Genomic DNA, 25460 nt, shown 5'->3' with positions numbered 1-25460 from the left:
CGTGAGACCACTCGACTGCCGCCCTCGACGCGTTCCGCGCCGTGATCCCAGCCGCCGGAGGAGATCCAGGAGACGGCCGACGGCAGTGACCCGGCACCCCGGCCCTCGCGCGGAGCCGGCTCCCTCTCCCGTAGGAGAGGCCGCCCGAACACGCCCCAATCGCCCTGTTTTGAGGCGCAATTACGCGTTGCATTCGGGAACGGCCCCATGACAGCATTCCGCCGTGAGTGACAACGGGGATGACACTTCGCGGACCGATCGGGCCTCAAAACTGGCCGACTTGGCCGACTGGACCGCATCCGCACCGCCGGCCGGCGACTCCATCGACCACACCGCGCCCGAAGTGCCGGAAACACCGGATTCAGGCGCGGCGAACACGAGGGCGGGCGTGGCCGTGGGCGGGACCGCGGGCGGGGCGGACGACCGCGAACTGACTGCGGCGAGGCGGCAGTTTGCGCGGTTGCTCGGGGAATTCCGGCGTACCGCCGTACTCGTACCGTTCGACGAGCACGACAGCCTGTGGACCGCCGATCTGAACGGTGTCCGCTGGATCTGTGCCTTCTCGAACGAGGAGGCCCTGGCGCGCTTCGCCCTGGCGCGGGGCGAGGCCCGCCGCGAGTGGAAGTACCGGAGGATCCTCGGCGCCCGCCTGCTGGACGTGATGGTGCCCGAGCTGCCGGGGCCGGGCGGTGTGGCCCTCGACGCGGGCAGCGACGACGGCATGCTGTTCCCGCCGGTCAGGGGCATCGTGCCCGACGCGGTGGCGGTGGATCTCGGCGAGACGGGGAACGGAACGGGGGCGCGCGATGACCGGGCGGGATCCTGATCTCAAGGCGCCGCCCGAGGCGCTCGCCGCCATCGTGAAGGGCATCGACCTCGCGCATTCCGAGCTCAAGGACCTCGGCATGATCGGCGAGGCGACCGCGGGGCGCGGCTTCTCGGAGCTCTCCCTGTCCGGGGTGGAGCTCGGCCACGGCGGTCTCGCCGACGCGTTCCGTACGTTCTGCGACCGCTGGGAGTGGGGCGTCCGGGCGCTGACGCTGAAGGGGAACGGGTTCGCGCAGGCCGTCGGCCTCTCGGCGGGCTCGTTCGCCGAGCAGGAGCAGTACGTCAAGGACTCGATCAAGATCGGCGTGAACTCGCTCAACGGCAACCCGCACCTCAGCGAGGACGAGGTCAAGGGCAAGAGCTGGGACGAGATCAGCACGCAGTCCGCCATCGACGACCCCGACTGGAGCGCCGAGTCCTTCTCCGAGGCGCACCAGGAGGTCAAACAGACCTGGAAGAACACCGGTTACGACGTGATGGACGCGCAGATGGACGCCTTCGAGCGCCAGGGGCTCATCGACCCGAAGCTGCGTGAGGCGACGGACGCCGAACTGCGCGAGACGCTGGATCCGTCGCAGGAGACGATCGCGCAGGCCGAGGAGCCGCGTTGGGGGGAGCGCCGCTGATGGTGGATCTGGGCGATCTGGGAAAGGCCCTCGACAAGGGCATCGACGTCGTCGACAGCGGCATCGACAGGGCCAAGGAGAAGGTCGGCGAGGGAGTCGACTGGACGACCGACCGGATCGGCGAGGGCCTGGAGAAGGTCGGTGCGGACGACTGGGCGGACAGCGTCGAGGACTGGGGCGACGAGACCGCCTCCTCGCTCGGCGCCGACGTGGGCGAGCAGCAACTCGGGCAGACCGAGGAGGCCAACGAGCTCATCCACGGGAACCCGGAGGCGATCACCTCCACGGTGAAGAACCTCCGCGACTTCCAGAAGGCGTTCGACCTCGTCGGCGGCGGGATGAAGAAGCTCGACTCGGCCCACTGGAAGGGCGAGGCGGCGGACACCTTCCGCAAGAAGATCGAGACGCTGCCGACGGACTGGCTGCACGCCGCCGACGCCTTCGAGGCCGCGGCGAAGGCACTGGAGACCTATGCGAAGGCGGTCACCTCCGCCCAGGGCAAGGCGCGGGAGGCCATCGCCCTCTACCAGGAGGGCGACGCGGACTCCAAAACGGCGGCCGACGCGTACAACAAGAAGGTCGACGCCTACAACGCCGCCCGCAACAGCGACAGTCCCCCGCCCCGGCCCGGCCCGTTCACCGACCCCGGCAAGGCGAAGCGGCAGCGGGCGCAGGAGATCCTGAAGGAGGCCCGCCGGCACCGCAACGAGGCCGCGGACACCGCGAAGACGGCGGTCACGGCGGCCATGGCCCATGCTCCGGAGGAGCCCACGGGCCGCGACAAGGTCAAGCTCGAGCTGGCGGACTACAGCCTGGCCCAGGGCGTGGAGATGACCCATCTGACCGGTGGCGTCGTCAAGGGGGCGGCCGGCCTCGTCAACTTCGTCCGCTCGGTCAACCCTCTCGATCCGTACAACCTGACGCACCCGGCCGAGTACTACAAGGGTCTCAACATGACCCTCGCCGGGCTCGTCTCCACCGCCGCGAACCCCGACCGCGCGCTGAAGAACGCCTGGGACGCGGCGAAGGGCGATCCGTCGGAGTTCCTGGGGCGCCTCATCCCGGAGATCGTCGGCAGCAAGGGCGCCGGGCTGGTCCGGGGCGGGATCAGGGCCGGGATGAAGGGCGTACCCGACAGCCCGTCGAAGGTCCGCGACGGGCACACCAAGGACCCCGACGGCAAGGGCAAGCAGTGCAGTGAGACCAAGTGCGACGGAGACCCGGTCGACATCGCGAGCGGCCGCGTCCTGCTGCCGCAGACCGACATCGCCCTCCCCGCCTCGCTGCCGCTGGTGTTCCGGCGCACCTTCGACTCGTCGTACCGGGCGGGCCGCTGGTTCGGCCCGACGTGGTCCAGCACCGTGGACCAGCGTCTGGAGATCGACTCCGAGGGCGTCGTCCTCGCCTGCGACGAAGGCAGCCTGCTCGCCTACCCGCATCCCGCACCGGGCGTCCGGGTGCTGCCCACGCACGGCAGGCGCTGGCCCCTGGAGCGTACGGACGGCGGTTACACGGTCACCGACCCGGACACCGGCCGGGTGTGGCACTTCACCGACCACACCGACGAACTGGCACTCCTGGCGCAACTCGACGACCGCAACGGCCGCTGGATCAGCTTCGACCACGACGAGTCCGGCGCTCCGACGTCGATCGTGCACCACGCCGGCTACCACCTGAAGCTCACCACGGACGAGGGCAGGGTCACCGCCCTGCACCTCGCGGGCGCGGCCGCCGACGGCTCGGACGTGGAGATCCTTCGGTACGGCTACACGGACGGCCATCTGACCGAGGTCGTCAACTCCACCGGCCTGCCGGTGCGGTTCGGCTACGACGACCTCGGCCGCATGACGTCGTGGACCGACACCAACGGCAGCCACTACGACTACGTCTACGACGGCCTCGACCGGTGCGTGTACCAGTCCGGCACGAACGGCCACGTCGAATCCCACTTCACCTGGGACGACTCGGACCCGGACACCGGCCTGCGCATGACCTCGATGACCGACGGCCTCGGCCACACCAAGCGCCATGTGGTCAACGAACGCCAGCAGGTCGTCGCCGAGATCGACGCGAACGGCGCCGTCACCCGCTTCGAGTACGACCCGTTCAACCGGCTCCTCGCCACCGTCGACCCGCTCGGCCACGTCACCAGCACGTCGTACGACGAGGCCGGGCGCCCGGTGGCCGTGCGGCGTCCGGACGGCCGCGAACTGACGGCCGAGTACGACGGCCTGGGCCTGCCGGTGCGCGTCCGGGGCGCCGACGGGACGGTGGTACGCCGGACGTACGACGAACGCGGCAACCGCACCTCCGCGACGGACGCCGCGGGCGCGACGACGCACTTCACGTACGACGGAGCGGGGCATCCGACCTCGGTCACGGACGCCCTGGGACACACCACGCGCGTGCGCTGCGACCGGGCCGGGCTTCCGCTGGAGATCACCGACCCGCTGGGCGCGACCACACGCTGCGAACGGGACCCCTTCGGCCGGCCGGTCGCGATCACGGACCCGCTCGGCGCGGTGACGCGGCTGGAATGGACGGTCGAGGGCAAGCTCGCGCGGCGCGTCGAGGCGGACGGCAGCGTGCAGTCGTGGACGTACGACGGCGAGGGCAACTGCACCACCCACACCGACGCCATGGGCGGTGTCACCACCTTCGAGTACACGGACTTCGACCTCCTCGTGGCACGGACGGGCCCGGACGGGGTGCGGTACGAGTTCGCCCACGACTCCAATCTGCGTCTGACCCGGGTGACCAACCCCCAGGGCCTGACCTGGGACTACGAATACGACCCCGTCGGCCTGCTCAAGTCCGAGACCGACTTCGACGACCGGACCCTTGCGTACGAGTACGACGCGGCCGGCCGCCTCGCGTCCCGCAGCAACGGCCTCGGCCAGCGCGTGCGGTTCACACGCAACGCGCTCGGCCAGGTCGTCCGCAAGGACGCCGAGGGGTCCGTCACCACGTACGAGTACGACGTCTTCGACGAACTCGCGGTGGCGGCGGGGCCGGACGCGACCTTGACCCGGCTGCGCGACCGCTACGGCCGGCTGAGGTCGGAGTCGGTCGACGGCCGCGAGACGACGTTCGCGTACGACGTCCTGGGCAGGCGGACCGGGAGGACGACGCCCGGTGGTGCGGTCAGCTCCTGGTCGTACGACGCCGCCGGGCACCGCGCGGAGCTGACGACCTCGGGACGCACGATCGGCTTCGACCGTGACGCGGCGGGCCGGGAACTCGCCCGCCGCATCGGCGGGACGGTCACGCTCCACCACGCCTTCGACGTGATGGGCCGGCTCACGGACCAGCACGTCACGGGCGCGAGCGGCAGCCTCCAGCGGCGCGGCTACTCCTACCGCGCGGACGGCCACCTCGTCGGCATCGACGACCGGCTCTCCGGCACGAGGACGTTCGACCTGGACGCCGAGGGGCGCGTCACCGCGGTCCACGCCGCGAACTGGACCGAGCGCTACGCCTACGACGCGGCGGGCAACCAGACCGACGCGTCCTGGCCCGACACGCACCCCGGCCAGGAGGCCACGGGTTCCCGCGCCTACACGGGCACCCGCGTCACCCGCGCGGGCGGCGTCCGCTACGAGCACGACGCGCAGGGCCGCGTCGTGCTGCGCCAGAAGACCCGCCTGTCACGCAAACCGGACACCTGGCGCTACGCGTGGGACGCGGAGGACCGGCTCACATCCGTGACCACACCGGACGGAACGGTGTGGCGCTACCACTACGACGCGCTGGGCCGCCGCATCGCGAAGCAGCGCCTCGGTGACGACGGCGTCACGGTGGTCGAACGGGTGTCGTTCACCTGGGACGGCGCGACGCTGTGCGAACAGACGGCGGAGTCCGTGGACCTGCCCCATCCGGTGTCCCTGACCTGGGACCACGACGGCCTCCGCCCGCTGGCCCAGACGGAACGCATCCTCCCGGCGGACGGGTCACAAGCGTCGCCGTCCTCGCCTGCATCGCGTGCGCCGCAGGAAGCGATCGACGAGCGCTTCTTCGCCATCGTCACCGACCTGGTGGGCACCCCGAGCGAACTCATCGACGAGTCGGGCGAACTGGCCTGGCACACGCGCAGCACGCTGTGGGGCACGACGACATGGGCGAGGTCGAGCACGGCGTACACGCCGCTGCGCTTCCCGGGGCAGTACTTCGACCCGGAGACGGGGCTGCACTACAACTTCCACCGGCACTACGACCCTGAAACGGGACGGTACGTCAGCTCCGACCCTCTCGGGCTCGAACCCGCACCAAGTCCGGCCATGTACGTGGCCAACCCCCTCACTTGGTCCGATCCTCTCGGCCTGAAACCCTGCAAGATTCGCGTTTCCCCTGTGGCCTCCGACTGGGCGACGAAAGGAGCACACATCCACATTCCGTTGAAGAAAAAGCCAGGGCTCGAAGACGAAGTTCGAATCTATGTCGACGATAGTGGAACCATCACCGGAGAGCCGATCAGGCTCGAGACGGGATGGGCGTCCGATAAGAGCGTCAAGGCAGCCGTCGACGCCGTCAACAGTGACCCTAAATTGCGCGATGACCTCCTAGCCAAGGCCAAGTCCGCACAAGAGCATATGCTCGATCACAACTGGGGAAACAAAAAGAACCGCTCGGCGGAAATGCAAGCGCTGATCGAAAAGCTGGAGAACTGGCCGTGAACGCTCTTCAAGTAATTGCCTCGTTTATCGCATCAGGGCGACTGCACGGGGTAGGGATCGGATCGACACTCACCCAGGTAGACGAGGCAATCCACTCCGACTTCATCGACGTCATTGACGAAGAGGGTCTCTCACTGCGCAGGGACTACGGCTTTGTAGAGTTCTACTTCAACCCGGGCCCCGACTGGGTCGTGACGGGAGGCTCGCTAGAGCTGCATAAACTAGCCAGGAACCACAGCTTGTCCGGACGGTGGCAAGAGGACATGCACGTCGATTTTCCCCAGTACGCCACATGGGATGAGCTGAACGAGGCGCTTTCCTGCCTGCAAGACCCTCTGGAAGATCCGAAGGTTACTGATCAAGGCGACTTCATGGAATATCGCTTCGTTTCGACCAAGGTATCCGTGCTGGTTTCAAACGACCACGAAGAGCGTGACGATTGGGTTGGGCACGGCGACGTGTGGAGTGTCAGCCTGGGGTGACGGGGGCCTGGCGTGAAGGCCGGTCCAGACTCGCCCATAGGATGTCTCACGGCGAGGGCCGCAAGATGATCGCGGGTCTCACGGGGAACGTGAATCGCCGGTTACGCCGTGAGGCGCCTATGGCCGGCGAGGACACGGAAGGTCCTCACCCCTTCGCAGGCCTCGCAGGAGGCGATCGACGAGTGCTTCTTCGCCATCATCACCGACCTGGTGGGCACCCCGAGCGAACTCATCGACGAGTCGGGCGAACTGGCCTGGCACACGCGCAGCACGCTGTGGGGCACGACGACATGGGCGAGGTCGAGCACGGCGTACACGCCGCTGCGCTTCCCGGGGCAGTACTTCGACCCGGAGACGGGGCTGCACTACAACTTCCACCGGCACTACGACCCTGAGACTGCTCGTTACACGACTGTCGACCCACTCGGCCTGTCACCATGCATTCCGCCGGAAACGGTGATCAACACACCGGAGGTCATCGCCCCGAAGCCCCTGAAGCCGCACCAAGTAATGAGCGAGTGGGAGAATTTCCTCGGGGATGGACCGTATACAAACATTCACCCTCGTACTGGTCAGCCCGACCCTAATAGACTCGTTTCAGCCGACGGCACGCGCAGCATCCGCCTCGGCGATCACGAAATGAACAGCAAGCCCACCAAATTCCATTTCCATAAGGAAACCTGGACCTTCATCGCCTCCTCGAACACTTCGATCGTGGATAACACAATGGTGCGAGTGCCGCTAGGATTGAAATAGACATGAGAATCACAATCACCGAAATTCTGGACACTCAAGAAAGAATTGTCGCCTTCGCTGGACCAAGCGGGTCGGCATGGGGACGCTGGCGCGATGAAAGTGATCCCGTAGCCGGGGTTTACGACATTGAGTTGGAAATCCCGGAACCTGTTTCCGATTGGAGGCTCACCTCCGGCGCAGATCAAATTTCGGGAGAGTATTCAGATAGGAAAGTCCGACTGCGCGGCACCGTCCAATCGGTCGACGAGGAAGACGGAGTCGTAGCGCTGCGGGTCGACACGGACATCGTACTGATTGAAGCAGCGCGAAATACCTCACGAGTGAGCATCGGCGCTTCACTTGAGTTCGAAACGCCGGACATGCACCTCTATCCTTATATGGTTTGACTGCATATTTCACCTGCGCGATCGGCGAATAATATTCACATATCAGGAGAATTGACATAGCGTTCCCTGCAGGAGGCAGCAGAAATGGCCTGCAGCACGCGAATTGCGCCGCGTGAGGACCCTACAAGTCGGCATGGGCGAGCTCGCATTGGAATTCGATGACGCATTCCGGCACATTTACGGACGGGTAGCGGCAGGAGGGCCGCCGAAGCCGTCGGGGAAATGACGCAAAGCTGCGTCGCCCCGTGCGGCTCGAACCTGGTCCGCCGCGATCTTGCAAATGTTGGCGAGGATATCCGAGGCCTGGTCGAACTCGTCGTCGGTCATGTCCGCCCCCATGTTCCGGCGCCCGGCGTCGCGATCGGTGCGAAGCCGTTCGGCGATCTGCGCCCGCGTCGGCTCACGCTCCGCCAGCTGCTGGACGAGTTGGCCGAGAGTGAGACCACGTTCGGCTGCGAGGGCCGCAAGATGATCTCGGGTCTCACGGGGAACGCGAATCGTCGTGGATGCCATGCGGCAACTATGGCCGACGAGGACACCGGAAGATCCTCGTCCCTCACCGTGCGCCCCCTCACGGAACTCGGACGAATCCACCCACCGCCACGCTCCGCAGCTACGCTGCACAGGGCAACCCTTGGAGGACACCGGGAGCGGCATGAGCCCTGAGCAGATCCGGCGCATGCAGGAGGTGGCCCGGCACCTCTCCGAGTGCGCGGAGCACTTGGAGAAGGGCTGGAGGGTGGAGACCACGGACGGCGAGGTGAAGCTCGTCATGATGAGCCTCGATCTGCCCCACACCACCAATGTCGACGCCTTCCGCGAGCAGATCAGGGCGCAGACTCCGGGCATCTCCGCGGTCAACGACACCGACAGACGGATCCCGTCACCGGTCTGGAGAAGGTTCCCGCCCTGATCGCGTTCCCGACCGAGGACGTCGACCCGCAGGCCGAGTCCGTCAATCCGCGCGCGGTGCTCCTCGTGGTCGAGATCGTCTCGAAGAGCAACCCCAAGAACGACCTCGTCACCAAGCTGGATGACTATCCGCGGATGGGCGTACCGCTGTACGTCGTGGTGGACCCCCGCAACGGCTCCATCGCCGTCCACTCCGAGCCCAAGGACGGACCCGACGGCCTCAGGTACCGGTGCTCCGTGCCGTACGGGTTCGGGGACGTCGTGCCGGCCGGGCGGTGGACGTTCGACACGTCGGCGCTCGTCCGCTACCGGTGACGGGCGCGCGAGGCGCCGGCGGACGCGTCGCCACTGTCCACGCCTCGAACCGGACCGGGCAGCTCGGCCCAGACCGTCTTGCCCACGGAACGGTCCGTTGCGCCCCAGTCCGTGGCGAGCGCGGACACGACGAGAAGGCCGCGGCCCGTCTCGGCGTCGGTGGGTGGGGGTGTCGCGGGAGGGAGCGGGGCACGTTCGCATCGGGTGTCGGAGACCTCGATGCGGAGGGTGGCCCCCGTGAGCAGCAGGCGCAGTTCGAAGTCGCGGCCGGGGACGCGGCCGTGGGTGACCGCGTTCGCTGCGAGTTCGGCGACGATCAGGGCGGCGGAGTCGGAGAGTTCGCTGCCGTACGGGATGCCCCAGTCGTCGAGGCAGTGGAGGGCCAAGCGCCGGGCGAGGCGGGCGCCACGGCGGGTGGTGCTGAGGCGTTGGGTGAACTCGACCGTGGGGGAAGCGGTTTCGGCTTTCATGTCACTGAGCGTGGTTGGTCGTGGATACCCTGACCAGGACTTGCGACACGACGGAGCGTAGCCGTACGAGTACGGCCGGGGCGCTGTACGGGTCGTGGACCGTGACCACTGCGGCAGGTGTGAGGGCGGTACGGGGTATGGCGGACGCGGAACGCGAGGAACGGCCGGAACGGCCCGCCGAGGAGGACGGGACGGCGCTGCTCTTCAACTCACTCGGCAAGCAGATCAAGGTGTTGCGTGAGGCGGCCGGACTCAGCCAGAAAGAGCTGGGGGCCGCCACGCATTGCGGCGAGGCGCTGGTCTCTTCGATGGAGCGCGGGGTACGGACGCCCCAGCCGGCGTTTCTGCGGCTGGCGGACGAGGTGTTGGGGGCGCGCGGTGTGCTGAAGGCGGCGATCCCGGACGTGGAGAAGGCGCTCGCGAAGGCACGGACGCGGCATCCGGACTGGTTCCGGGACTACGCGAAGGCCGAGGCGGAGGCCCTCGCGGTGCACGACTACAGCAATCAGGCAGTGCCCGGTCTTCTCCAGACCGAGGAGTACGCGCGGGCCGTGTTCACCCAACGGCGACCCCTGCTCGACGAGCGGACCATCGAGAAGCGTGTGGCCGACCGGCTCGCTCGCCAGCAGATCTTCGAGCGCTGGCCCGCGCCGACGTTCAGCTTCGTGGTGGAGGAGTCCGTACTCCAGCGACCCATCGGCGGGGCGACCGTTCACGAGCACCAGTTGCGTCGGTTGCTCCACATCGGTCGGCTGCGGACCGTCGAGCTCCAGGTGATGACCACTGATCGCGAGGAACATCCCAGCATGGGTGGCGCGTTCATCCTGCTGACGCCCAAGGGACTGCGACAGGTGGCGTACACGGAAATCTACGGGCATTCCCGCCTGATCACCGACCATGAGGAAGTCAGCGTCTTCACGGAACGCTATGGGATCATCCGAGCGCAAGCCCTCACACCCCGCGAGTCACTGGCCCTGATCGAGAAGAAGCTGGGAGAACGCCGATGAGCAGCGAGCAGATCCGCTGGTTCAAAAGCAGCTACAGCGACGGGGAAGGAGGCGCCTGCGTCGAGGTCGCCGCCTGTCCCTCCACCGTCCACGTCCGCGACTCCAAGAACCCCGCCGGCCCTCAGCTTGCCTGTGCCCCCGCCTCCTGGGCCTCGTTCGTCTCCTACGCTCAAGGACACATCACGCAGGGCTGAGAAGAGGGCTGGGGCCATGTGGCCACGAGTGAACGGCATGCGAGCGCTGGAGCTCGGCACGGCCGGTGAGCTGCGGGAGAGGCTGAACGCCCTCGTTCTGGCGGGGAGAAAGACCGCCACGACCGGCCTGCTCTCCGAGTACGTCGAGGAGACGGAAGGGCTGGAGTTCACCGGCGAGCGTCTCGCCCTCCTCGACAGCGATGGCGACTGCGTCGCCACGGTCGAGATCACCGGCGTGGAGCTGACCACGTTCGGCGACATCGCCTGGGAGCATGCCTCGGCCGAAGGTGAGGGCGACCGTTCGCTCGATGAGTGGCGCACCGGTCACCGCCGATTCTGGGACTCCGTCGGCACACCCGTGGACGACCGCACAGCCCTCGTGTGCCTGGCCTTCCGGCTCGTCGCGCCTGCGCAGTAGGACGATCTCTTGGTTGGTCGTGGCTCGTTGCCGGGTGAGATCAGGATCGCCGCCGCTCTGCGGGAGCCGGAGGAGCACGGTTGCCTCGCGCGCACGGGCCCGTCAGGCGGCGTACCGGACACGAAACCCCTGCCGGCCCCGGCGCTCGGCAGCCCGCTGTCAGCGGCTGACCGAAGCCGCACCGTCCGCCGGGACCGGTAGCGGGTCACACATACTTCCCGTACTCGTCCAGCACCCGCAGCACCTCCCCCTCCCCCGCCGGCGGCAACTGCAGCACGACCTCGTCGATGCCCAGCTCCTCGTAGTGCGCCAGCTTGCCCTGCGACGGCAGGACCGCGTACGGGACGATCTGGAGGGCCTTCGGGTCGCGGCCCGCCGCCGACCAGGTCTCCCGCAGGACCGGCAGCGACTCCGTGAGGCCCCGGCCGCCGATCGGAAGCCAGCCGTCGGCGTAGTCGGCGATGTGGGAGAAGAGCTTCGGGCCGGCCGCGCCGCCGACCAGGGTGCGGGGCGCGGGGCCGCTCGCCGGCTTCGGGTAGGCGTAGGAGGCGCGGACGGAGCCGAAGTCGCCGTCGTACGCGGTGGGTTCGGCGGCCCACAACGCGCGCATCAGATGCATGCGGTCGCGGCTGAGATCGCGCCGCGTCGACCACTCCACGCCGTGGTCCGCCGCCTCCTCCCTGTTCCAGCCGAAGCCGACGCCGAGGGTGAAGCGGCCGCCGCTGAGGTGGTCGAGGGTCGCGATCTGCTTGGCGAGGGCGATGGGGTCGTGCTGGGCGAGCAGCGTGATGCCCGTGCCGAGGCCGAGGGTGGTGGTGACCGCAGCGGCCTGGCCGAGGGCGACGAAGGGGTCGAGGGTGCGGCCGTACTCGGGCGGCAGGTCGCCGCCCGCCGGATAGGGGGAGGTCCGCTCGACCGGGATGTGGGTGTGCTCGGGCAGGTACAGCCCGGCGAAGCCGCGTTCCTCCAGTTCCCGCGCCAGCCGCGGCGGGGTGATCGTCTCGTCCGTCAGGAAGATCGTGGTCGAGATCCGCACAGCGGCTCCTCCGCCCTCGTCGGCTGCTCTGGTCGTGGCGGGGCCCAAGCTACGCGCTGCGGCGCGAGATTCCGAGAGCGCGGGACCGGAAGGGGGACGGCGCGCGTCCCCCGCGCCGGACGGCGGAACGCCATGTCCCGGTCATTCGTCGACCCCCGCCCCTTGCCGTCCCGTTCACGGCCGGGTACGAGGTTGAGGGCGCCAGGCACCAGTACCACTCCTGTCCCTCTCACCACCCCCGGGGAGCCGACGGCATGTGCAACGAGGACGACGCGAACCTCAGCAGACGCGGACTGTTCGTGACGGGAGCGGCCGCCGCGCTTACGTTGGGCGGCGTGAGCTTCGCCGAGGCAGCGGACACCGCGAACGGACAGACCACGAAGGTCGTGCGCGGCACCCTGCCGCCCGGCTCCCCCGACTTCGTGTACCTGCCCGTCGAGGTGCCGCGCGGGGTCGCGGAGATCCGGGTGTCGTACACGTACGAGAGGCCGCAGGTCCCGGCCGGCACGCAGGGCAACGCCCTCGACATCGGCATCTTCGACGAGCGCGGCACGGCGCTCGGCGGCGAGGGCTTCCGCGGCTGGTCCGGCGGGGCGCGCAGCGAGTTCTTCATCCGGGGCGACGAGGCGACACCCGGCTACGTCGCGGGGCCGGTACGGGCGGGCACGTGGCACATCGCACTCGGCCCGTACACGATCGCGCCGCAGGGCCTCGCGTACACCGTGACCGTCACGCTCACGTACGGGAAGCCGGCGCCGACGCCGAAGCCCGTGTACCCGCCGGAGCGGGCGAAGGGCCGGGGGCGTGACTGGTACCGGGGCGACTGCCATCTGCACTCGTGGTACTCGGACGGCCTCCGCACCCCCGACGAGATCGCGGCCCTCGCCCGGGCGGCGGGGCTGGACTTCGTCAACAGCAGCGAGCACAACACGCACGCGGCGCACGGGGCTTGGGCGGACGCCGCCGGGGACGACCTGCTGGTGCTCCTGGGTGAGGAGGTCACCACCCGCAACGGCCACGTCGTGGCGCTCGGCACCGACCCGGGCACGTTCGTCGACTGGCGCTACCGGGCCAGGGACAACCGTTTCGGCCACTACGCCCGGGCGATCCGCCGCGCCGGCGGCCTCGTCGTGCCCGCGCACCCGCACGCCACCTGCGTCGGCTGCAACTGGAAGTTCGGCTTCGGCGAGGCGGACGCGGTGGAGGTGTGGAACGGGCCGTACACCCCGGACGACGACGTGTCCCTCGCGGACTGGGACGGCACCCTCGTCGCCGCCGCCCGCTCGGGCGGCCGCTGGACCCCGGCGATGGGCAGCAGCGACGCGCACCGGGACCCGGACGCGGTCGGCACCCCGCAGACCGTCGTCCTCGCCGACGACCTGACGCGCGAGGCGATCCTGGACGGCCTGCGCGCCGGCCGGTCCTACGTCGCCGAGTCGTCGGCCGTGTCGCTGTCGTTCGCCGCGTACGGCGGCCGGGGCCGGCGTGCCGGTATCGGCGAGCGGCTCCGGGTGGACGCGGACGACCCGGTGACGGTCCGCCTGGAGGTAACCGGCGCCCCGGGCCGCACCGCCCGGATCGTCACCGACCAGGGCGTGCTGCACACGGTGGCGCTCCCCGCCGAGGGCAAGGGCACGGTGGAGTGGCGTACGACGGCGGCCTACGCGGCGTACGTCCGCGCGGAGGTGCGCCATCCCGCGGTCGTGCCGATCCCGGGGTTCCCCGGGCCGCTGGCGGCGTTCACGAACCCGGTGTTCCTGGGGCACCCGGGGTAGGGCCCGCGGCGGCCGTCACAGGGACGGCCCGGCGGCCCTCTCCGCGGCGGTTCACGCCACCCAGCCGCCCGTGGTCCCGAGCACCGCCGAGCCGTCCAGGTCGTTCAGCTTCATGCCGGTGAAGTCGCGTGCCCAGTCGGAGGTCTGGAGACGGAACGCGGGCCGGTCCGCCGTCAGCGCCTCCAGTACGGCCGCGGCGGCCTCGTCCTGGGTCTGGGCGCCGGTCAGGAACTGGGCCACGGTGCGGTTGACGTAGGCGTCGAGGGCCGGGGCGTAAGGGCCCGCCGCCGCGATCTCCGCCTCCGGGTCGAGGCCGACGTTGTTGACGAACTCGGTGGCCACGGCGCCCGGTTCGACAACGGACACGCTCACGCCGACGGACGCGGCGACCGGCGCCAGGCTCTCCATGTAGCCCTCGACGGCGAACTTGGCGGCGCAGTATGCCTCGTTGAAGGGCTGGCCGACGACTCCGCCGACGCTGGTGACGGTGATCAGCCGGCCGCCGACGGCCCGCAGATGGGGGAAGGCGGCCTTGGAGACGTTGAGGACACCGAAGAAGTTGACCTCCATGACCTTGCGGACGTCGGCGACGGTGTCGTTCTCCAGGGTGCCGAGATGCCCCGCGCCCGCGTTGTTGATCACGGCGTCCAGCCGGCCGTGGTCGGCGATCACCCCGTCGACCGCGGCGGCGACGGACGTCTCGTCGACGACGTCGAGCTGCCGGATGTCGAGCTCGACGCCGGCCTCTGCGGCGGCCTTGCGGAGCGCGTCGGCGCGGCCCGGATCGCGGAGGGTCGCGACGGTGCGCCAGCCGGCCTTCGCCGCGGCGACCGCGGCGGCCAGACCGATGCCGGAGGAGGTGCCGGTGATGAGGACGACCTTGGAGGAGGTGGGGGAGGTGGTGGAGGAGGACATGAGGGTTCCTTCGGAAGTGGAGGGAAAGCACACCCGGAGATCCGTGCGTGTACACACACCTTAAGCATTGTGTGTGCACACACGCAAGCCGGTATGATCGGAGGCATGGCGACCAGGAAACTCACCCCGGCGGAGATGCCCGAGGCCGATCACGCCTTCTACGGCCTGGTCTGGGCCGGGACCGTGCTCACCGAGCGCGTCGACCGCGCCCTGTCCAAGGCCCACGACCTGCCCGTCTCCTGGTTCGAGGTGATGCTCTGGCTCGCGAGCAGCGACGAGCCGGTCGCCGCCTCCGTACTCGGCAACAGCACCATGCTGAGCCGCAGCCAGGTGTCCCGCGTCCTCGACGCGCTGCAGGCCCGCGGGCTGGTCTCCCGTACGCCGTCGGCCAGGGACGCCCGTTCCGTCGAGGTCGCGCTCACCGCCGAGGGGCGCCGGGTCTTCGAGGAGGCCGACGCGACCCGGCGCGCGTGCCTGGCGCCCGTCTTCACCGACGTACTGGACCAGCGGGACATGGAGGCCCTGAGCGCGGTCTGGCGCAAGCTCAAGGCGCACAAGGACGCCTGACGCCGAGGCCCGCCTGGGCGGCCCCGAGAGCCCGGGCCCACCTGAAGCACCGGGCCGTCCGTCGCCACGTTCGAGGAAAGCGGCTGAGCGGTATGCCTGTGGGGTACCGATGACCCGCGCACGGGCCGCCGCCGGCACCGCGCAGGAGCCCGAGGGCAACCCCAGGAGGCCGGATGTCACACCCCGTCAGCTCTTCCACCGCGTCCGGGCAGCAGCCGCGGCACCGCCTCGTGGACACCCCGGGCGGACGCATCCACCTGGTGGAACAGGGCTCGGGGCCCCTGGTCCTGATGGTCCACGGCTTCCCCGAGTCCTGGTACTCGTGGCGCCACCAGCTTCCGGTGATCGCCGCGGCGGGCTACCACGCGGTCGCGATCGACGTCCGCGGCTACGGGCGGTCGTCGAAGCCCGTCGAGCGGGAGGCCTACGGGATGCTGGCCCACGTCGCCGACAACGTCGCGGTGGTGAAGGCCCTGGGCGCGGAGTCCGCGGTGATCGTGGGCCACGACTGGGGTTCGCCCATCGCCGCGAACACCGCACTGCTGCGACCGGATCTCTTCACCGCGGTGGCGCTCCTCAGCGTGCCCTACGCGCCGCGGGGCGGCGATCTCCCGCCGACCGACGTGTTCGCACGGCTCGGTGCGGCGGAGGAGTTCTACATCCAGTACTTCCAGGAGCCCGGCCGCGCGGAGGCCGAGATCGAGCCGGACGTCAGGTCCTGGCTCGCGGGGTTCTACGCCGGGGCCTCGGGCGAGGTGAAGCCCTCGGCCGACGGGCCGCGCTTCTTCGCCCCGGCGGGCGGAAGGCTCTGCGACCGGTTCCCCCGCGAGCCGCTGCCGGCCTGGCTCACCGAGGAGGACCTGGACTTCTACGCGGGCGAGTTCGAGCGCGGCGGCCTGACCGGCCCGCTCAACCGGTACCGCAACATCGACCGGGACTGGGTGGATCTCGCGGCCTGGGACGGGGCGCCGATCACCCAGCCGTCCCTGTTCATCGGCGGAGAGCACGACGGGCCCACCGTGTGGATGGCGGACGCCATCAAGGCGTACCCGACCACCCTTCCCCGTCTGGTCTCCTCCCACATCCTGGAGGGCTGCGGCCACTGGGTCCAGCAGGAACGGGCGGACGAGGTCGGCGCGCTCCTGGTCGACTGGCTGCGCGCCCTGCCGGGCGGCCCCGGGCAGCGCTGAGACCGGGAGGGCCGGGCCCCCGGGGGACGGGGGCCCGGCCCTTCGGGGGCGGGCCGTTGGGTCCGGGACCACCGGCCCTCGGTCCGGGGGCACGGGCGGATCAGTCCGGATCAGCGGATCAGTCCGGGACCACCGGCTCTCGGTCCGGGGGCACGGGCGGATCAGTCCGGGACCACGAGCCGATCAGTCCGGGACCACCAGCGACGGGGTGTCCTTCGTCAGGACCTCGCCCCGGAAGAAGGCGGGGCTGCGCCGCTGCATCACCAGCATGATCACTCCGCCGAGGAGCAGCAGGCCGACGCCGATCACGAAGACCGAGCCGACGCCGAAGACCGAGGAGCCGGAACCGTACGCCGGGTCCCACATGTCGTAGAGCGTCTTGCCGAAGACCGCCGAGAGCAGCAGGCCGCCGAGGACCGGGAAGAGGCCCTTGAAGGCGAAGTCCCGGCCGGAGCGGAAGAGCTCGCCGCGGAAGTACCAGGCGCAGGCGAAGGCGGTCAGCGCGTAGTAGAAGCAGATCATGAGGCCGAGCGCGTAGATCGTGTCGACCAGGACGTGCTCGCTGACCAGCGTCATCACGGTGTAGAAAGCGCCGGTGGCGATGCCCGCGACGACCGTGGCGCGGCCGGGGACCTTGAAGCGCGGGTGGACCTTGGAGAAGGACTCGGGCAGGGCCTCGTACGAGGACATGGCGAGCACGGTGCGGGCGACCGGGATGAACGTGGTCTGGAGGCTCGCGGCGGCCGAGGCGAGCACGGCGACGAAGAGCGCGACGCCGAGGACCGGGCCCATGACGGGGCCGGCGAGCGCGGCGAAGACGTTGTCGGAGGTGTCAGGGTTGGCGAGGCCGAGGCCCTTGTCGCCGGAGCCGACGGCCATCTGGGCGGCGACGCCGGTGGCGAGGTACGAGCCGACGAGGACGACCATCGCGATGAGCGCGGCGCGGCCGGGGGTCCGGTCGGAGCCGGTGGTCTCCTCGTTGGTCGACAGACAGGCGTCCCAGCCCCAGTACATGAAGATCGACAGCGACAGGCCGGCGGTGAAGGCCGCGAAGGACTGGACCGCGAAGGGGTTCATCCAGGACCAGGAGAAGTCGATGCCGGTGTCGAACGCGCCGCTGCCGGCCTTCTGGAGGGCCATCGCGACGAACACGGCGAGGACGACGAGCTGGAGTCCGACCAGCGTGTACTGCACCCGCTTGGTGGCGGTCATGCCGCGGTAGCTGATCGCGGTGGCGACGGCGATCAGGGCGAGGCAGGTGACGATGTGGACGGCCTTGTTGCCGTCGAGGGCGGCGACCGACTCGCTGCCCGTGATCTCTCCTGCCAGCAGCCAGAAATAGGAGGTGGCGACGCCGGCGAGGTTGGAGAGCACGATGATCGTGGCGATCACCAGGCCCCAGCCGCACATCCAGCCCACGCGTGGGCCGAAGGCCTTCACGGTCCAGGTGAAGGAGGTGCCGGAGTCCGGCATCACCCGGTTCAGCTCGCGGTAGGCGAAGGCGACGAGGAGCATCGGCAGGAAGCCGGCCAGGAACACGGCGGGCATCTGCAGGCCCACCTCGCCGGCCGTGGAGCCCAGGGTCGAGGTCAGGCAGTACACGGGGGCGACCGTCGAGATGCCGATGACGGCACTGCCGAGCAGGCCGACGGAGTTCTTCTCCAGCCCCTTGGCCCGGACGCCCCCTTCAGAGCGTCCCCGTACCGTGTCTCCGACCTGGGGCCGCGTCTCCAGCTGAGTCATGGAGAGGACGTTAAGTGCTGCGGTTCCCGTATCCGAAGGCGCCAACTTCACATACGAAACCTTGGATGCTTATGCATTCAAGGGATTCGCGCCACCGATTGAAAGGCGAGGAAGCCCCGAATCTCGGCATTCGCAGGTGTCGGGCGAGGCGTTCCGGATTGCGAAAACCGCAGCAGTGCCCGTTTTGCCCGTTTGGAAAATTTCCCGTGAGCTACATCTCCCGGTCGGCGGCTCACCCCCCGGGCCACACGATCGCCTGCAGCTCGCTGTACGCGTGGAGCGCGTACGAACCCACGTCACGCCCCACCCCGCTCTTCTTGAAACCGCCGAACGGCGCTTCCATGTTCCGGCCGACGGTGTTGACCCCGACCCCGCCGGCCCGCAGCCGGCGCGCCACCCGGAACGCCCGGGCCGCGTCGCCCGACCAGACGTAGTCGATCAGTCCGTAGTCGCTGTCGTTGGCGAGCGCGACGCCCTCCTCCTCGTCGTCGAAGGGCACCACGACCACCACCGGGCCGAAGATCTCCTCCCGGACGACACGCATTTCGTTGCCGCAGTCCGCGAACAGCGTCGGGGCGACGTAGAAGCCGCGCGCCGTGTCGGGGCGCTCCCCGCCGACGACCAGGCGCGCGCCTTCCTTCCTGCCCAGCTCGACGTACGACTCGACCCGCTCGCGGTGGGCGGCGGAGATCACCGGGCCGACGACGGTGTCCCGCTCCGCCGGGTCGCCGACCTTCAGCCGGCCGGCGAAGGCGCCGAGCCGCTCGACCAGCCGCTCGTACACCCCGCGCTGGGCCAGCACCCGGGTCGGCGCCGTGCAGATCTGGCCGCTGTAGAAGGCGAACGTCGTGCCGATGCCCAGAACCGCGGAATCGAGGTCGGCGTCGTCGAAGACCAGCGCGGCGCCCTTGCCGCCCAGTTCCATCAGCTGCCGCTTCATGCTCCGCCCGCACACCTCGCCGATGCGCTGCCCGACGGCCGTGGAACCGGTGAAGCTGACCATGTCGACGTCGGGAGAGTCCACGGCGGCCTCCCCCACCTCCGTACCGGAACCGGACACCACGTTGACGACGCCCGGCGGGGCGCCCGCCTCGGCGAGCGCCTCGGCCATCCGGTACACCGACAGCGGGTCCTGCGGGGCCGGCTTCACCACGACCGTGTTGCCCATCGCGAGCGCGGGGGCGACCTTGCCCGCCGGGTTGGCCCACGGGTTGTTGTACGAGGTGATGCACGTGACCACGCCCACCGGGCGGCGCGCGGCGAGCGCGCCGAAGACGCCCGCCCGCCCCATCGGCCCGGCCTCGTTGACCTGCGGCGGCAGTCCCTCCTCGACCGGCTCCAGCGCGCCCTTCGCGTACCGGCGGAACCGGGACACCCCGACCGCTACCTGCATGCCCCGCGCGGTGCCCGTGGTGGCGCCCGTCTCGGCCCGGGCGAGCTCCGCGTACGCGTCGAACTCCCGCCGGACGACGTCCGCCGCCCGGTCGAGGACCGCCGCCCGCTCCTCCGGTGCCGTGCGGGACCACGCCTCGAAGGCCTCCCGGGCAGCCGCGGCCGCCTCGTACACCTGGTCCCGGCTCGCCTCCGGGGCGAGGCCGACGACCTCCTCCGTGGCCGGGTCGACCACCTCGTAGTGGCCGCGAGCCGGCTCGACCCACTCCCCGCCGATGAAGAGCCGCTGCCCGGTGATCGTCCGCGGCGCGGCGGACCGCCCGGCCGCCCGGTGCCCACCGGTCACTTGGTGCTCACCGTCCTGGTGTCGCGGCCGGAGCGCAGCACCCGGCCCGGCACGGCACCGGTCACCCTGTCGTCCCGGATGGCCTCCACCCCGTTGACGCGCACGGACACGATCCCCGTCGCGCGCGAGTCCAGCCGCGGGCTGTCGCCGGGCAGGTCGTGCACGAGGGTGGCAGGTCCCGCGTCGATCCGCTCCGGGTCGAAGAGGACCAGGTCCGCGTGGTGGCCCTCGGTGATCCGGCCGCGTTCGCGCAGCCCGAAGAGCCGTGCCGGGTCGTCGGTGAGCATCTTCACCGCCGCCTCCAGGCCGACGAGCCTCCGGCCGCGCAGACAGTCGCCGAGGAACCTCGTCGTGTACGGCGCCCCGCACATCCGGTCCAGGTGCGCGCCCGCGTCGGAGCCGCCGAGCAGCACGTCCTCGTGCTGCCAGGTCTCCGCCCGCAGGGCCCAGCTGGCCGGGTCGTTGTCGGTGGGCATCGGCCACAGGACCGTGCGCAGAGCGTCGTTGGCGCAGATCTCCACCAGGCACCGGAACGGGTCCTGGCCGCGTTCGTCGGCGACGTCGCGCACGACGCGCCCGGTGAGGCCCTCGTTCGCGGCGGAGTACGTGTCGCCGATGACGTACCGCTCGAAGTCGGCGAGCCTGCGGAAGACCCCGGCCTCCTTGGACGCGGCGCGGCGCAGCATCTCCGCGCGGACGTCCGGGTCGCGGAGCCTCGCGATCCGCTCCGGCACGGGAAGGCCCAGGATCTCGCCCCAGCCGGGGATGAGGTTGAGGGCGCAGAAGGTGCCCAGCGACATGTTCATCGGGGTCAGGATCGGCATGGTGAGGGCGACGATCCGGCCGCCGGCACGGCGGGCCCGTTCGCTCGGCACCAGCTGGCGGGGGACGCGTTCGGGTACGGCGGCGTCGACGGTCAGCACGTTCCAGTTGAGCGGCCGGCCCGCGGCGGCGCTCATCTCGACGAGGAGGTCGATCTCCTCGTCCGCGAACCGGTCCAGGCAGCCGGCGACGATCGCCTCGAGCTGGGTGCCCTCGTGCTCGCCGACGGCCCGGGCGAGCGCGAGGAGTTCGGCGGGCTCGGCGTGCCGGGAGGCCACGGGGTTGCCGTCGCCGTCGGAGTGGGTGGACGACTGGGTGGTGGACAGGCCCCAGGCGCCGGCGTCCATGGCGTCGTGCAGGAGCGTGAGCATCTGCCGGAGCTGCTCGTCGGTGGGCCTGCCGCCGACGGCGTCCGGGCCCATGACGTGCCGGCGCAGGGCGCAGTGGCCCACCATGAAGCCGGCGTTGACGGCGATACGGCCGTCGAGCGCGTCCAGGTACTCGCCGAAGGTGTGCCAGTTCCACGGCGCCCCCTCTTCGAGGGCGACCAGGGACATGCCCTCGACCTTGGACATCATCCGCCGTGTGTAGTCGGCGTCCTCGGGGTGGTCGGGGTTGAGCGGAGCGAGGGTGAACCCGCAGTTGCCGCCGGCGACCGTCGTCACCCCGTGGTTCAGGGACGGGGTGGCGTACGGGTCCCAGAAGAGCTGGGCGTCGTAGTGCGTGTGCGGGTCGACGAAACCGGGGGCGAGGACGAGCCCGGTCGCGTCCTCGGTGGTCCGGGCCTCCTCGGTGACGGTGCCGGGCTCGGCGATGACGGCGATGCGGCCGTCGCGGATGCCGACGTCGGCGGTGTAGGCGGGTGCGCCGGTGCCGTCGACGACGGTCGCGCGCGTGATGAGGTGGTCGAGCATGGTCGTCCCTTTCGCGTGCGGGGCGCTGCCGCCGGCACGGGGTCGGGCGTCGACGCCGGGGCGCCGGGGCGGTCGGCTTGGGCAGCGCGGTCGGCCCGGGAGCGGTCGGCTTTGCGCGGGGCGGTGGTCGCGGGCGTGCGGCGGTGCGGGTGCGGTGCGGCGGTTCGGGTGCGCACTGCGGTAGGGGCCCGGTGCGGATGCGGGCGTGGCCCGGCCGGGGGCGCCGCGGCCGGCCGCGGCCGCGTGACCCTCCGGCCGGGCCGGATGCGGGAGGCGGCCCGGGATGCCACCGCCCGCGGTCCTGGGTGTCCGGTTCCGCGCCTCCGACGAAGCCCCGGTTCGGAGTTCGCCCGGCAGCGGGACCGGGGCGTCAGACCCGGGTCACGCGGACTCGCGGAACCGCGTCGTACGGTGGACCGGGTCCGTGTCGATCTTGGGGATGACGTGTTCGCCGACCAGGCGGATCGTCTGGAGGGTGTCCTCCTTGGAGATCCCGATCGGCAGGCCGAACGACAGCTGGTCCGCTCCCGCCTGCTCCCACCGCTTGCACTGCGCCAGCACCTCGTCCGGATCGCCGCAGATCAGCAGTTCCTCCTGGATGAGGAGTTCGATGAGTTCCTCGTTGAACTCCGGCAGGGTCTCCGGCCACACGGGGAAGCCCTCGGGCCGCGGGAAGGTGTCGTGGTAGCGGAACACGAGCGACTGCAGGTAGTGCAGCCCGCCGGCCGCCGCGATGCGCACCGCCTCCGCGTGCGTGGGGGCGCAGACGGCGGTCGACGTCACCATCACGTTGTCGTTGACGTAGTCGCCGATGGGCTCCGCCTCGCGGATCGCGGTCTTGTACTGCTCCAGCACCCATTCCATGTCGGAGACCTTCTGGACGCTGAAGCCCAGCACGCCGAGCCCCTTGCGGGCCGCCATGGCGTAGGAGGGCGGGGACCCGGCCGCGTACCACATGGGCGGGTGGGACTTCCCGTACGGCTTGGGCAGCACCTTGCGCGGGGGCAGTGACCAGTGCTTCCCCTGGAAGCCCTCGTACTCCTCCTGGAGCCACATCTTGGGGAACTCGGCGATGGTCTCTTCCCAGATCTCCTTGGTGTGGTTCATGTCGGTGATGCCCGGGAGGAAGCCGAGGATCTCGTGCGAACCGGCCCCGCGTCCCGAACCGAACTCGTGGCGGCCCTCGCTGAGGTGGTCGAGCATGGCGACCTTCTCGGCGACCTTGACGGGGTGGTTGACCTGCGCGAGCGGGTTGAAGATGCCCGAGCCGAGATGGATCCGCTCGGTGGCATGGGCGAGGTAGCCGAGGAAGACGTCGTTCGCGGAGAGGTGCGAGTACTCCTCCAGGAAGTGGTGCTCGGAGGCCCAGGCGTACTTGAAGCCGGACTTGTCCGCCTGGATGACGTACTCGGTCTCCTCCATGAGCGCCTTGTGCTCGGCGAGCGGGTCGGTCTCGGCGCGCTTGCCGACGTAACCCTGAACAAAGAGCCCGAATTCCAAGGGGGTTCACCGTCCCGTCCTACTTTTCTGACGCATCGTCAGATTCGACTCCGTCGACTGTTCCACCGCACGTCCGGGGCGTCAATAGAGCGAGGACAACCCGACTGACGAACCGTCAGAGAACGCTGACGCCGGCCAGCCAGCCGCCGTCGATGACGAAGGGCTGCCCCGTGATGTAGGAGGAGTCGTCGCTGGTCAAAAACAGCGCGAGCCTCGCCACCTCCTCCGGTCGGCCGACCCGTCCGAGTGGCACGAGCTGCCGGTAGAGCCCGTCCAGTGCGTCCGGGTCCGCGCCGTCGGGATTGCTCATCGGGGTGTCCACCGCCCCGGGGCACACCGCGTTGACCCGGATCCCCTTCGCGGCGAGCTCGATCGCGGCCACCCGCGTCAGACCGAGGACGGCGTGCTTGGTCGCGGCGTACGCCCCGACGTACGACATGCCCGTGAGCGCCGTGTACGAGGCGGTGTTGACGATGGTGCCGCCACCCGCCGCCTCGATCTCGGGCGCGACGGTCTTGATGCCCAGGAACGCGCCGACCTGGTTGACCTGGACGATCTGCTGGAACTCCTCCAGGGGGGTGCTGACCAGCTCGTTGAAACGCAGGATGCCCGCGTTGTTGACCAGGCCGTCGATCCGGCCGAAGGCGTCCTTGGCGGCGCCGACGGCGGCGGCCCAGCCTGCCTCGTCGCCGACGTCGAGGTGGACGTAGAGACCCCCGAGCTCCTTGGCCACCGCCTCGCCGCGGTCGTCGAGGACGTCCGCGAGGACGACCCTGGCACCCTCGGCACTGAAGAGCCGCGCCTCCTGCTCGCCCTGTCCGCGCGCCGCCCCCGTGACGATGACGACGCGCCCGTCCAGCTTTCCCATGCCGTACTCCCAACGGTCGAGGTGCGGAGCGACGTCACGCCTCACGGTCGAGGTGCGGAGCGACGTCGGCGGCGAAGGCCGCCATCTGGTCGGTGAGTTCACTGCGGCTCCGGCTGCGGAACCGCACCTGGATCTGGTCCACGCCCATGGCGCCGTACTCGCGCAGCGACTCGGCGAGCACTTCCGGCCTGCCGGTCAGCGTGCGCCGGCCCGTGTCCCAGCCGGCGTCGCCGACGTACAGGGGCTCGGTGATCGCGCCGATCACCAGGGGATCCTCGATCCCGGCCTCCGCCCGCAGCGTCCTGAGCCGGGCGATCTGCCGCGGGAGACGGTCTCGCGGATCGCCCTGCGGTAGCCATCCGTCCCCCTTGAGGGCCGCCCGGCGCACGGCGGCCGGCGAGGAGCCGCCGACCCACAGCGGCACCCTGGCCTGGGCGGGCCGCGGTCTCTGACCGAGCCCTTCGAAGGCGAAGTGCTTCCCCGTGAAACTCGGGAACTCCTCGGGCCCGAGCGCAGCCCTGAGCGCGTCGACGGTCTCGTCGAGCACGGCACCGCGCCCGTCGAAGTCGGCGCCGACCGCCTCGAACTCCTCGCGCACATGCCCCGCGCCGACCCCGAGGACCAGCCGGCCGCCGGACAGATGGTCGAGGGTCGCGTACTGCTTGGCCGTGACCAGCGGATGGCGCAGCGCGACGACGGCGACATGGCTGAGCAGCCGGACCCGCTCGGTCGCCGCGGCCAGGAACGACATCGTGGCGACGGGGTCGTACCAGACGGTCGACATCGCCCCGGCGAGCCGCAGCGGGATCGCGACGTGGTCGCAGACGGCGATGTAGGCGAACCCGGTACGGTCGGCGGCGCGTGCGATCGCGACGAGATCGTCCGGACCCGCGGCCGCCTCCCAGGACTCGGCGTAGATGGTGCTCTGCGACTGAACGGGCAGCTGCATCCCGTAGACCACCATGGTTCGGCCCCTTCGCCACCGGATCTGACGATCCGTCATATGAACTGGGGAACCATGGTCTTGGCTGGCGCCTGATCGGGCAAGGGGGTGTGCGGGGCCGGGACGGCGGGGCCACGGCCGCGCCGGGCCGGGGCGCGGACGCGTATGGGTGAGGGGTGGGCGCCGCGGAAGTACGCGCGTACGGGGCGGGGCACCCCGGCCGGGCCGGGACCGGGCCCGGCGCCGGAAGCGACGCCGGGGGCCGGTCGGTGGCCGCGTGCGGACCGTGCGCGGGCCGGGGGCGTCCGGGTGTGCGCGTACCCCCGTAACGCGGACGCCGTCACCCCGCGGTGGCACGTGCTCGCAGCCGCGCGGAAGGCAG

General features: G+C 70.3%; 23 protein-coding genes and 1 pseudogene. 14 read left to right on the top strand and 10 right to left on the bottom strand.

Annotated features, from left to right (window positions below):
* Positions 1-388: 388 nt before the first annotated feature.
* The 6 genes and pseudogenes from BLT82_RS38065 (at position 389) to BLT82_RS36860 (ending at position 7751) form a co-directional block, all read left to right on the top strand.
* The gene (locus BLT82_RS38065; RefSeq protein WP_404204944.1) at positions 389-826 is read left to right on the top strand and encodes an SseB family protein; all 438 of its coding nucleotides are present in this window, start codon (positions 389-391) and stop codon (positions 824-826) included.
* Positions 807-1454 (top strand): hypothetical protein, encoded by a 648-nt coding sequence (locus BLT82_RS22585; protein ID WP_093657685.1) that lies wholly within the window; start codon positions 807-809, stop codon positions 1452-1454. Before BLT82_RS38065 ends, BLT82_RS22585 begins: the two co-directional genes overlap by 20 nt.
* Positions 1454-6127, top strand: a complete 4674-nt coding sequence (locus BLT82_RS22580) for a putative T7SS-secreted protein (protein WP_093657683.1) — start codon at positions 1454-1456, stop codon at positions 6125-6127. Before BLT82_RS22585 ends, BLT82_RS22580 begins: the two co-directional genes overlap by 1 nt.
* Complete coding sequence (locus BLT82_RS22575) at positions 6124-6609, top strand: hypothetical protein (RefSeq protein ID WP_093657681.1); 486 nt, start codon at positions 6124-6126, stop codon at positions 6607-6609. The genes BLT82_RS22580 and BLT82_RS22575 overlap by 4 nt, the downstream gene beginning before the upstream one ends.
* A gap of 138 nt (positions 6610-6747) precedes the next feature.
* Positions 6748-7080 (top strand): annotated as a pseudogene (locus BLT82_RS36445) (RHS repeat domain-containing protein); the annotation flags it as partial.
* 287 nt (positions 7081-7367) lie between these two features.
* Positions 7368-7751, top strand: coding sequence for a hypothetical protein (locus BLT82_RS36860; protein WP_143041516.1), 384 nt, complete (start codon positions 7368-7370; stop codon positions 7749-7751).
* A gap of 177 nt (positions 7752-7928) precedes the next feature.
* Here the strand turns inward: BLT82_RS36860 and BLT82_RS22565 are convergent, their stop codons facing one another.
* Positions 7929-8264 carry a hypothetical protein gene (locus BLT82_RS22565; protein WP_093657677.1) on the bottom strand — a complete coding sequence of 112 codons (336 nt, stop codon included), beginning with the start codon at positions 8262-8264 and terminating at the stop codon, positions 7929-7931.
* A gap of 142 nt (positions 8265-8406) precedes the next feature.
* Here BLT82_RS22565 and BLT82_RS38060 point away from each other — a divergent pair, with 142 nt between their 5' ends.
* Together BLT82_RS38060 and BLT82_RS38055 are read left to right on the top strand one after the other, a co-directional pair.
* The gene (locus BLT82_RS38060) at positions 8407-8664 is read left to right on the top strand and encodes a hypothetical protein (protein WP_244292090.1); all 258 of its coding nucleotides are present in this window, start codon (positions 8407-8409) and stop codon (positions 8662-8664) included.
* Complete coding sequence (locus BLT82_RS38055; protein WP_244292087.1) at positions 8643-8978, top strand: Uma2 family endonuclease; 336 nt, start codon at positions 8643-8645, stop codon at positions 8976-8978. The genes BLT82_RS38060 and BLT82_RS38055 overlap by 22 nt, the downstream gene beginning before the upstream one ends.
* Here BLT82_RS38055 and BLT82_RS22555 read toward each other — a convergent pair.
* Positions 8969-9448 carry an ATP-binding protein gene (locus tag BLT82_RS22555; protein WP_093657673.1) on the bottom strand — a complete coding sequence of 160 codons (480 nt, stop codon included), beginning with the start codon at positions 9446-9448 and terminating at the stop codon, positions 8969-8971. The two genes, BLT82_RS38055 and BLT82_RS22555, sit on opposite strands and share 10 nt — an antisense overlap.
* A gap of 137 nt (positions 9449-9585) precedes the next feature.
* On the opposite strand from BLT82_RS22555, the gene BLT82_RS22550 reads away from it, so the two are divergent.
* Genes BLT82_RS22550 through BLT82_RS22540 form a run of 3 tightly spaced genes read left to right on the top strand, consistent with a single transcriptional unit; the run spans position 9586 to position 11067 of the window.
* Positions 9586-10455 (top strand): helix-turn-helix domain-containing protein, encoded by an 870-nt coding sequence (locus BLT82_RS22550; protein ID WP_093657671.1) that lies wholly within the window; start codon positions 9586-9588, stop codon positions 10453-10455.
* On the top strand, positions 10452-10649 hold the full coding sequence (locus BLT82_RS22545) for a DUF397 domain-containing protein (RefSeq protein ID WP_093657669.1): 198 nt from the start codon (positions 10452-10454) through the stop codon (positions 10647-10649). The genes BLT82_RS22550 and BLT82_RS22545 overlap by 4 nt, the downstream gene beginning before the upstream one ends.
* A gap of 37 nt (positions 10650-10686) precedes the next feature.
* On the top strand, positions 10687-11067 hold the full coding sequence (locus tag BLT82_RS22540) for an ASCH domain-containing protein (protein WP_208868007.1): 381 nt from the start codon (positions 10687-10689) through the stop codon (positions 11065-11067).
* Between the two features lie 205 nt (positions 11068-11272).
* On the opposite strand, the gene BLT82_RS22535 is transcribed toward BLT82_RS22540, so the two are convergent.
* Positions 11273-12103, bottom strand: a complete 831-nt coding sequence (locus BLT82_RS22535; protein ID WP_093657665.1) for an LLM class F420-dependent oxidoreductase — start codon at positions 12101-12103, stop codon at positions 11273-11275.
* 254 nt (positions 12104-12357) lie between these two features.
* Between BLT82_RS22535 and BLT82_RS22530 the strand changes: the two genes are divergently transcribed.
* Entirely contained in the window at positions 12358-13878 is a 1521-nt protein-coding gene (locus tag BLT82_RS22530; protein WP_093657663.1) for a CehA/McbA family metallohydrolase, read from the top strand.
* A 51-nt stretch (positions 13879-13929) separates the two neighbouring features.
* Here the strand turns inward: BLT82_RS22530 and BLT82_RS22525 are convergent, their stop codons facing one another.
* Positions 13930-14793, bottom strand: a complete 864-nt coding sequence (locus tag BLT82_RS22525; RefSeq protein ID WP_093657661.1) for an SDR family NAD(P)-dependent oxidoreductase — start codon at positions 14791-14793, stop codon at positions 13930-13932.
* A gap of 105 nt (positions 14794-14898) precedes the next feature.
* On the opposite strand from BLT82_RS22525, the gene BLT82_RS22520 reads away from it, so the two are divergent.
* Together BLT82_RS22520 and BLT82_RS22515 are read left to right on the top strand one after the other, a co-directional pair.
* Positions 14899-15360, top strand: a complete 462-nt coding sequence (locus BLT82_RS22520) for a MarR family winged helix-turn-helix transcriptional regulator (protein ID WP_093657659.1) — start codon at positions 14899-14901, stop codon at positions 15358-15360.
* Between the two features lie 173 nt (positions 15361-15533).
* Positions 15534-16550 carry an alpha/beta fold hydrolase gene (locus BLT82_RS22515; RefSeq protein WP_093657657.1) on the top strand — a complete coding sequence of 339 codons (1017 nt, stop codon included), beginning with the start codon at positions 15534-15536 and terminating at the stop codon, positions 16548-16550.
* Positions 16551-16733: 183 nt separating this feature from the next.
* Here the strand turns inward: BLT82_RS22515 and BLT82_RS22510 are convergent, their stop codons facing one another.
* The 6 genes from BLT82_RS22510 to BLT82_RS22485 form a co-directional block, all read right to left on the bottom strand.
* Positions 16734-18293: an APC family permease gene (locus BLT82_RS22510; protein ID WP_093657655.1), complete on the bottom strand. Its 1560-nt coding sequence runs from the start codon at positions 18291-18293 to the stop codon at positions 16734-16736.
* A gap of 232 nt (positions 18294-18525) precedes the next feature.
* Complete coding sequence (locus BLT82_RS22505) at positions 18526-20031, bottom strand: aldehyde dehydrogenase family protein (RefSeq protein WP_404204913.1); 1506 nt, start codon at positions 20029-20031, stop codon at positions 18526-18528.
* Positions 20028-22052, bottom strand: coding sequence for an N-acyl-D-amino-acid deacylase family protein (locus BLT82_RS22500; RefSeq protein ID WP_280142495.1), 2025 nt, complete (start codon positions 22050-22052; stop codon positions 20028-20030). The genes BLT82_RS22505 and BLT82_RS22500 overlap by 4 nt, the downstream gene beginning before the upstream one ends.
* A 96-nt stretch (positions 22053-22148) precedes the next feature.
* Positions 22149-23267 carry an LLM class flavin-dependent oxidoreductase gene (locus tag BLT82_RS22495; protein WP_093657651.1) on the bottom strand — a complete coding sequence of 373 codons (1119 nt, stop codon included), beginning with the start codon at positions 23265-23267 and terminating at the stop codon, positions 22149-22151.
* Between the two features lie 115 nt (positions 23268-23382).
* A complete protein-coding gene (locus BLT82_RS22490; RefSeq protein ID WP_093657649.1) occupies positions 23383-24135 on the bottom strand; it encodes an SDR family NAD(P)-dependent oxidoreductase in 753 nt (250 codons plus the stop codon).
* A gap of 34 nt (positions 24136-24169) precedes the next feature.
* On the bottom strand, positions 24170-25099 hold the full coding sequence (locus BLT82_RS22485; protein WP_093657647.1) for an LLM class F420-dependent oxidoreductase: 930 nt from the start codon (positions 25097-25099) through the stop codon (positions 24170-24172).
* Positions 25100-25460 lie beyond the last annotated feature (361 nt).

Source organism: Streptomyces wuyuanensis (assembly GCF_900103455.1).
In the GTDB taxonomy this organism is placed as follows: domain Bacteria; phylum Actinomycetota; class Actinomycetes; order Streptomycetales; family Streptomycetaceae; genus Streptomyces; species Streptomyces wuyuanensis.
Note: the sequence above shows the minus strand (reverse complement) of the source record. Positions and strands in the feature narration are given on the sequence as shown.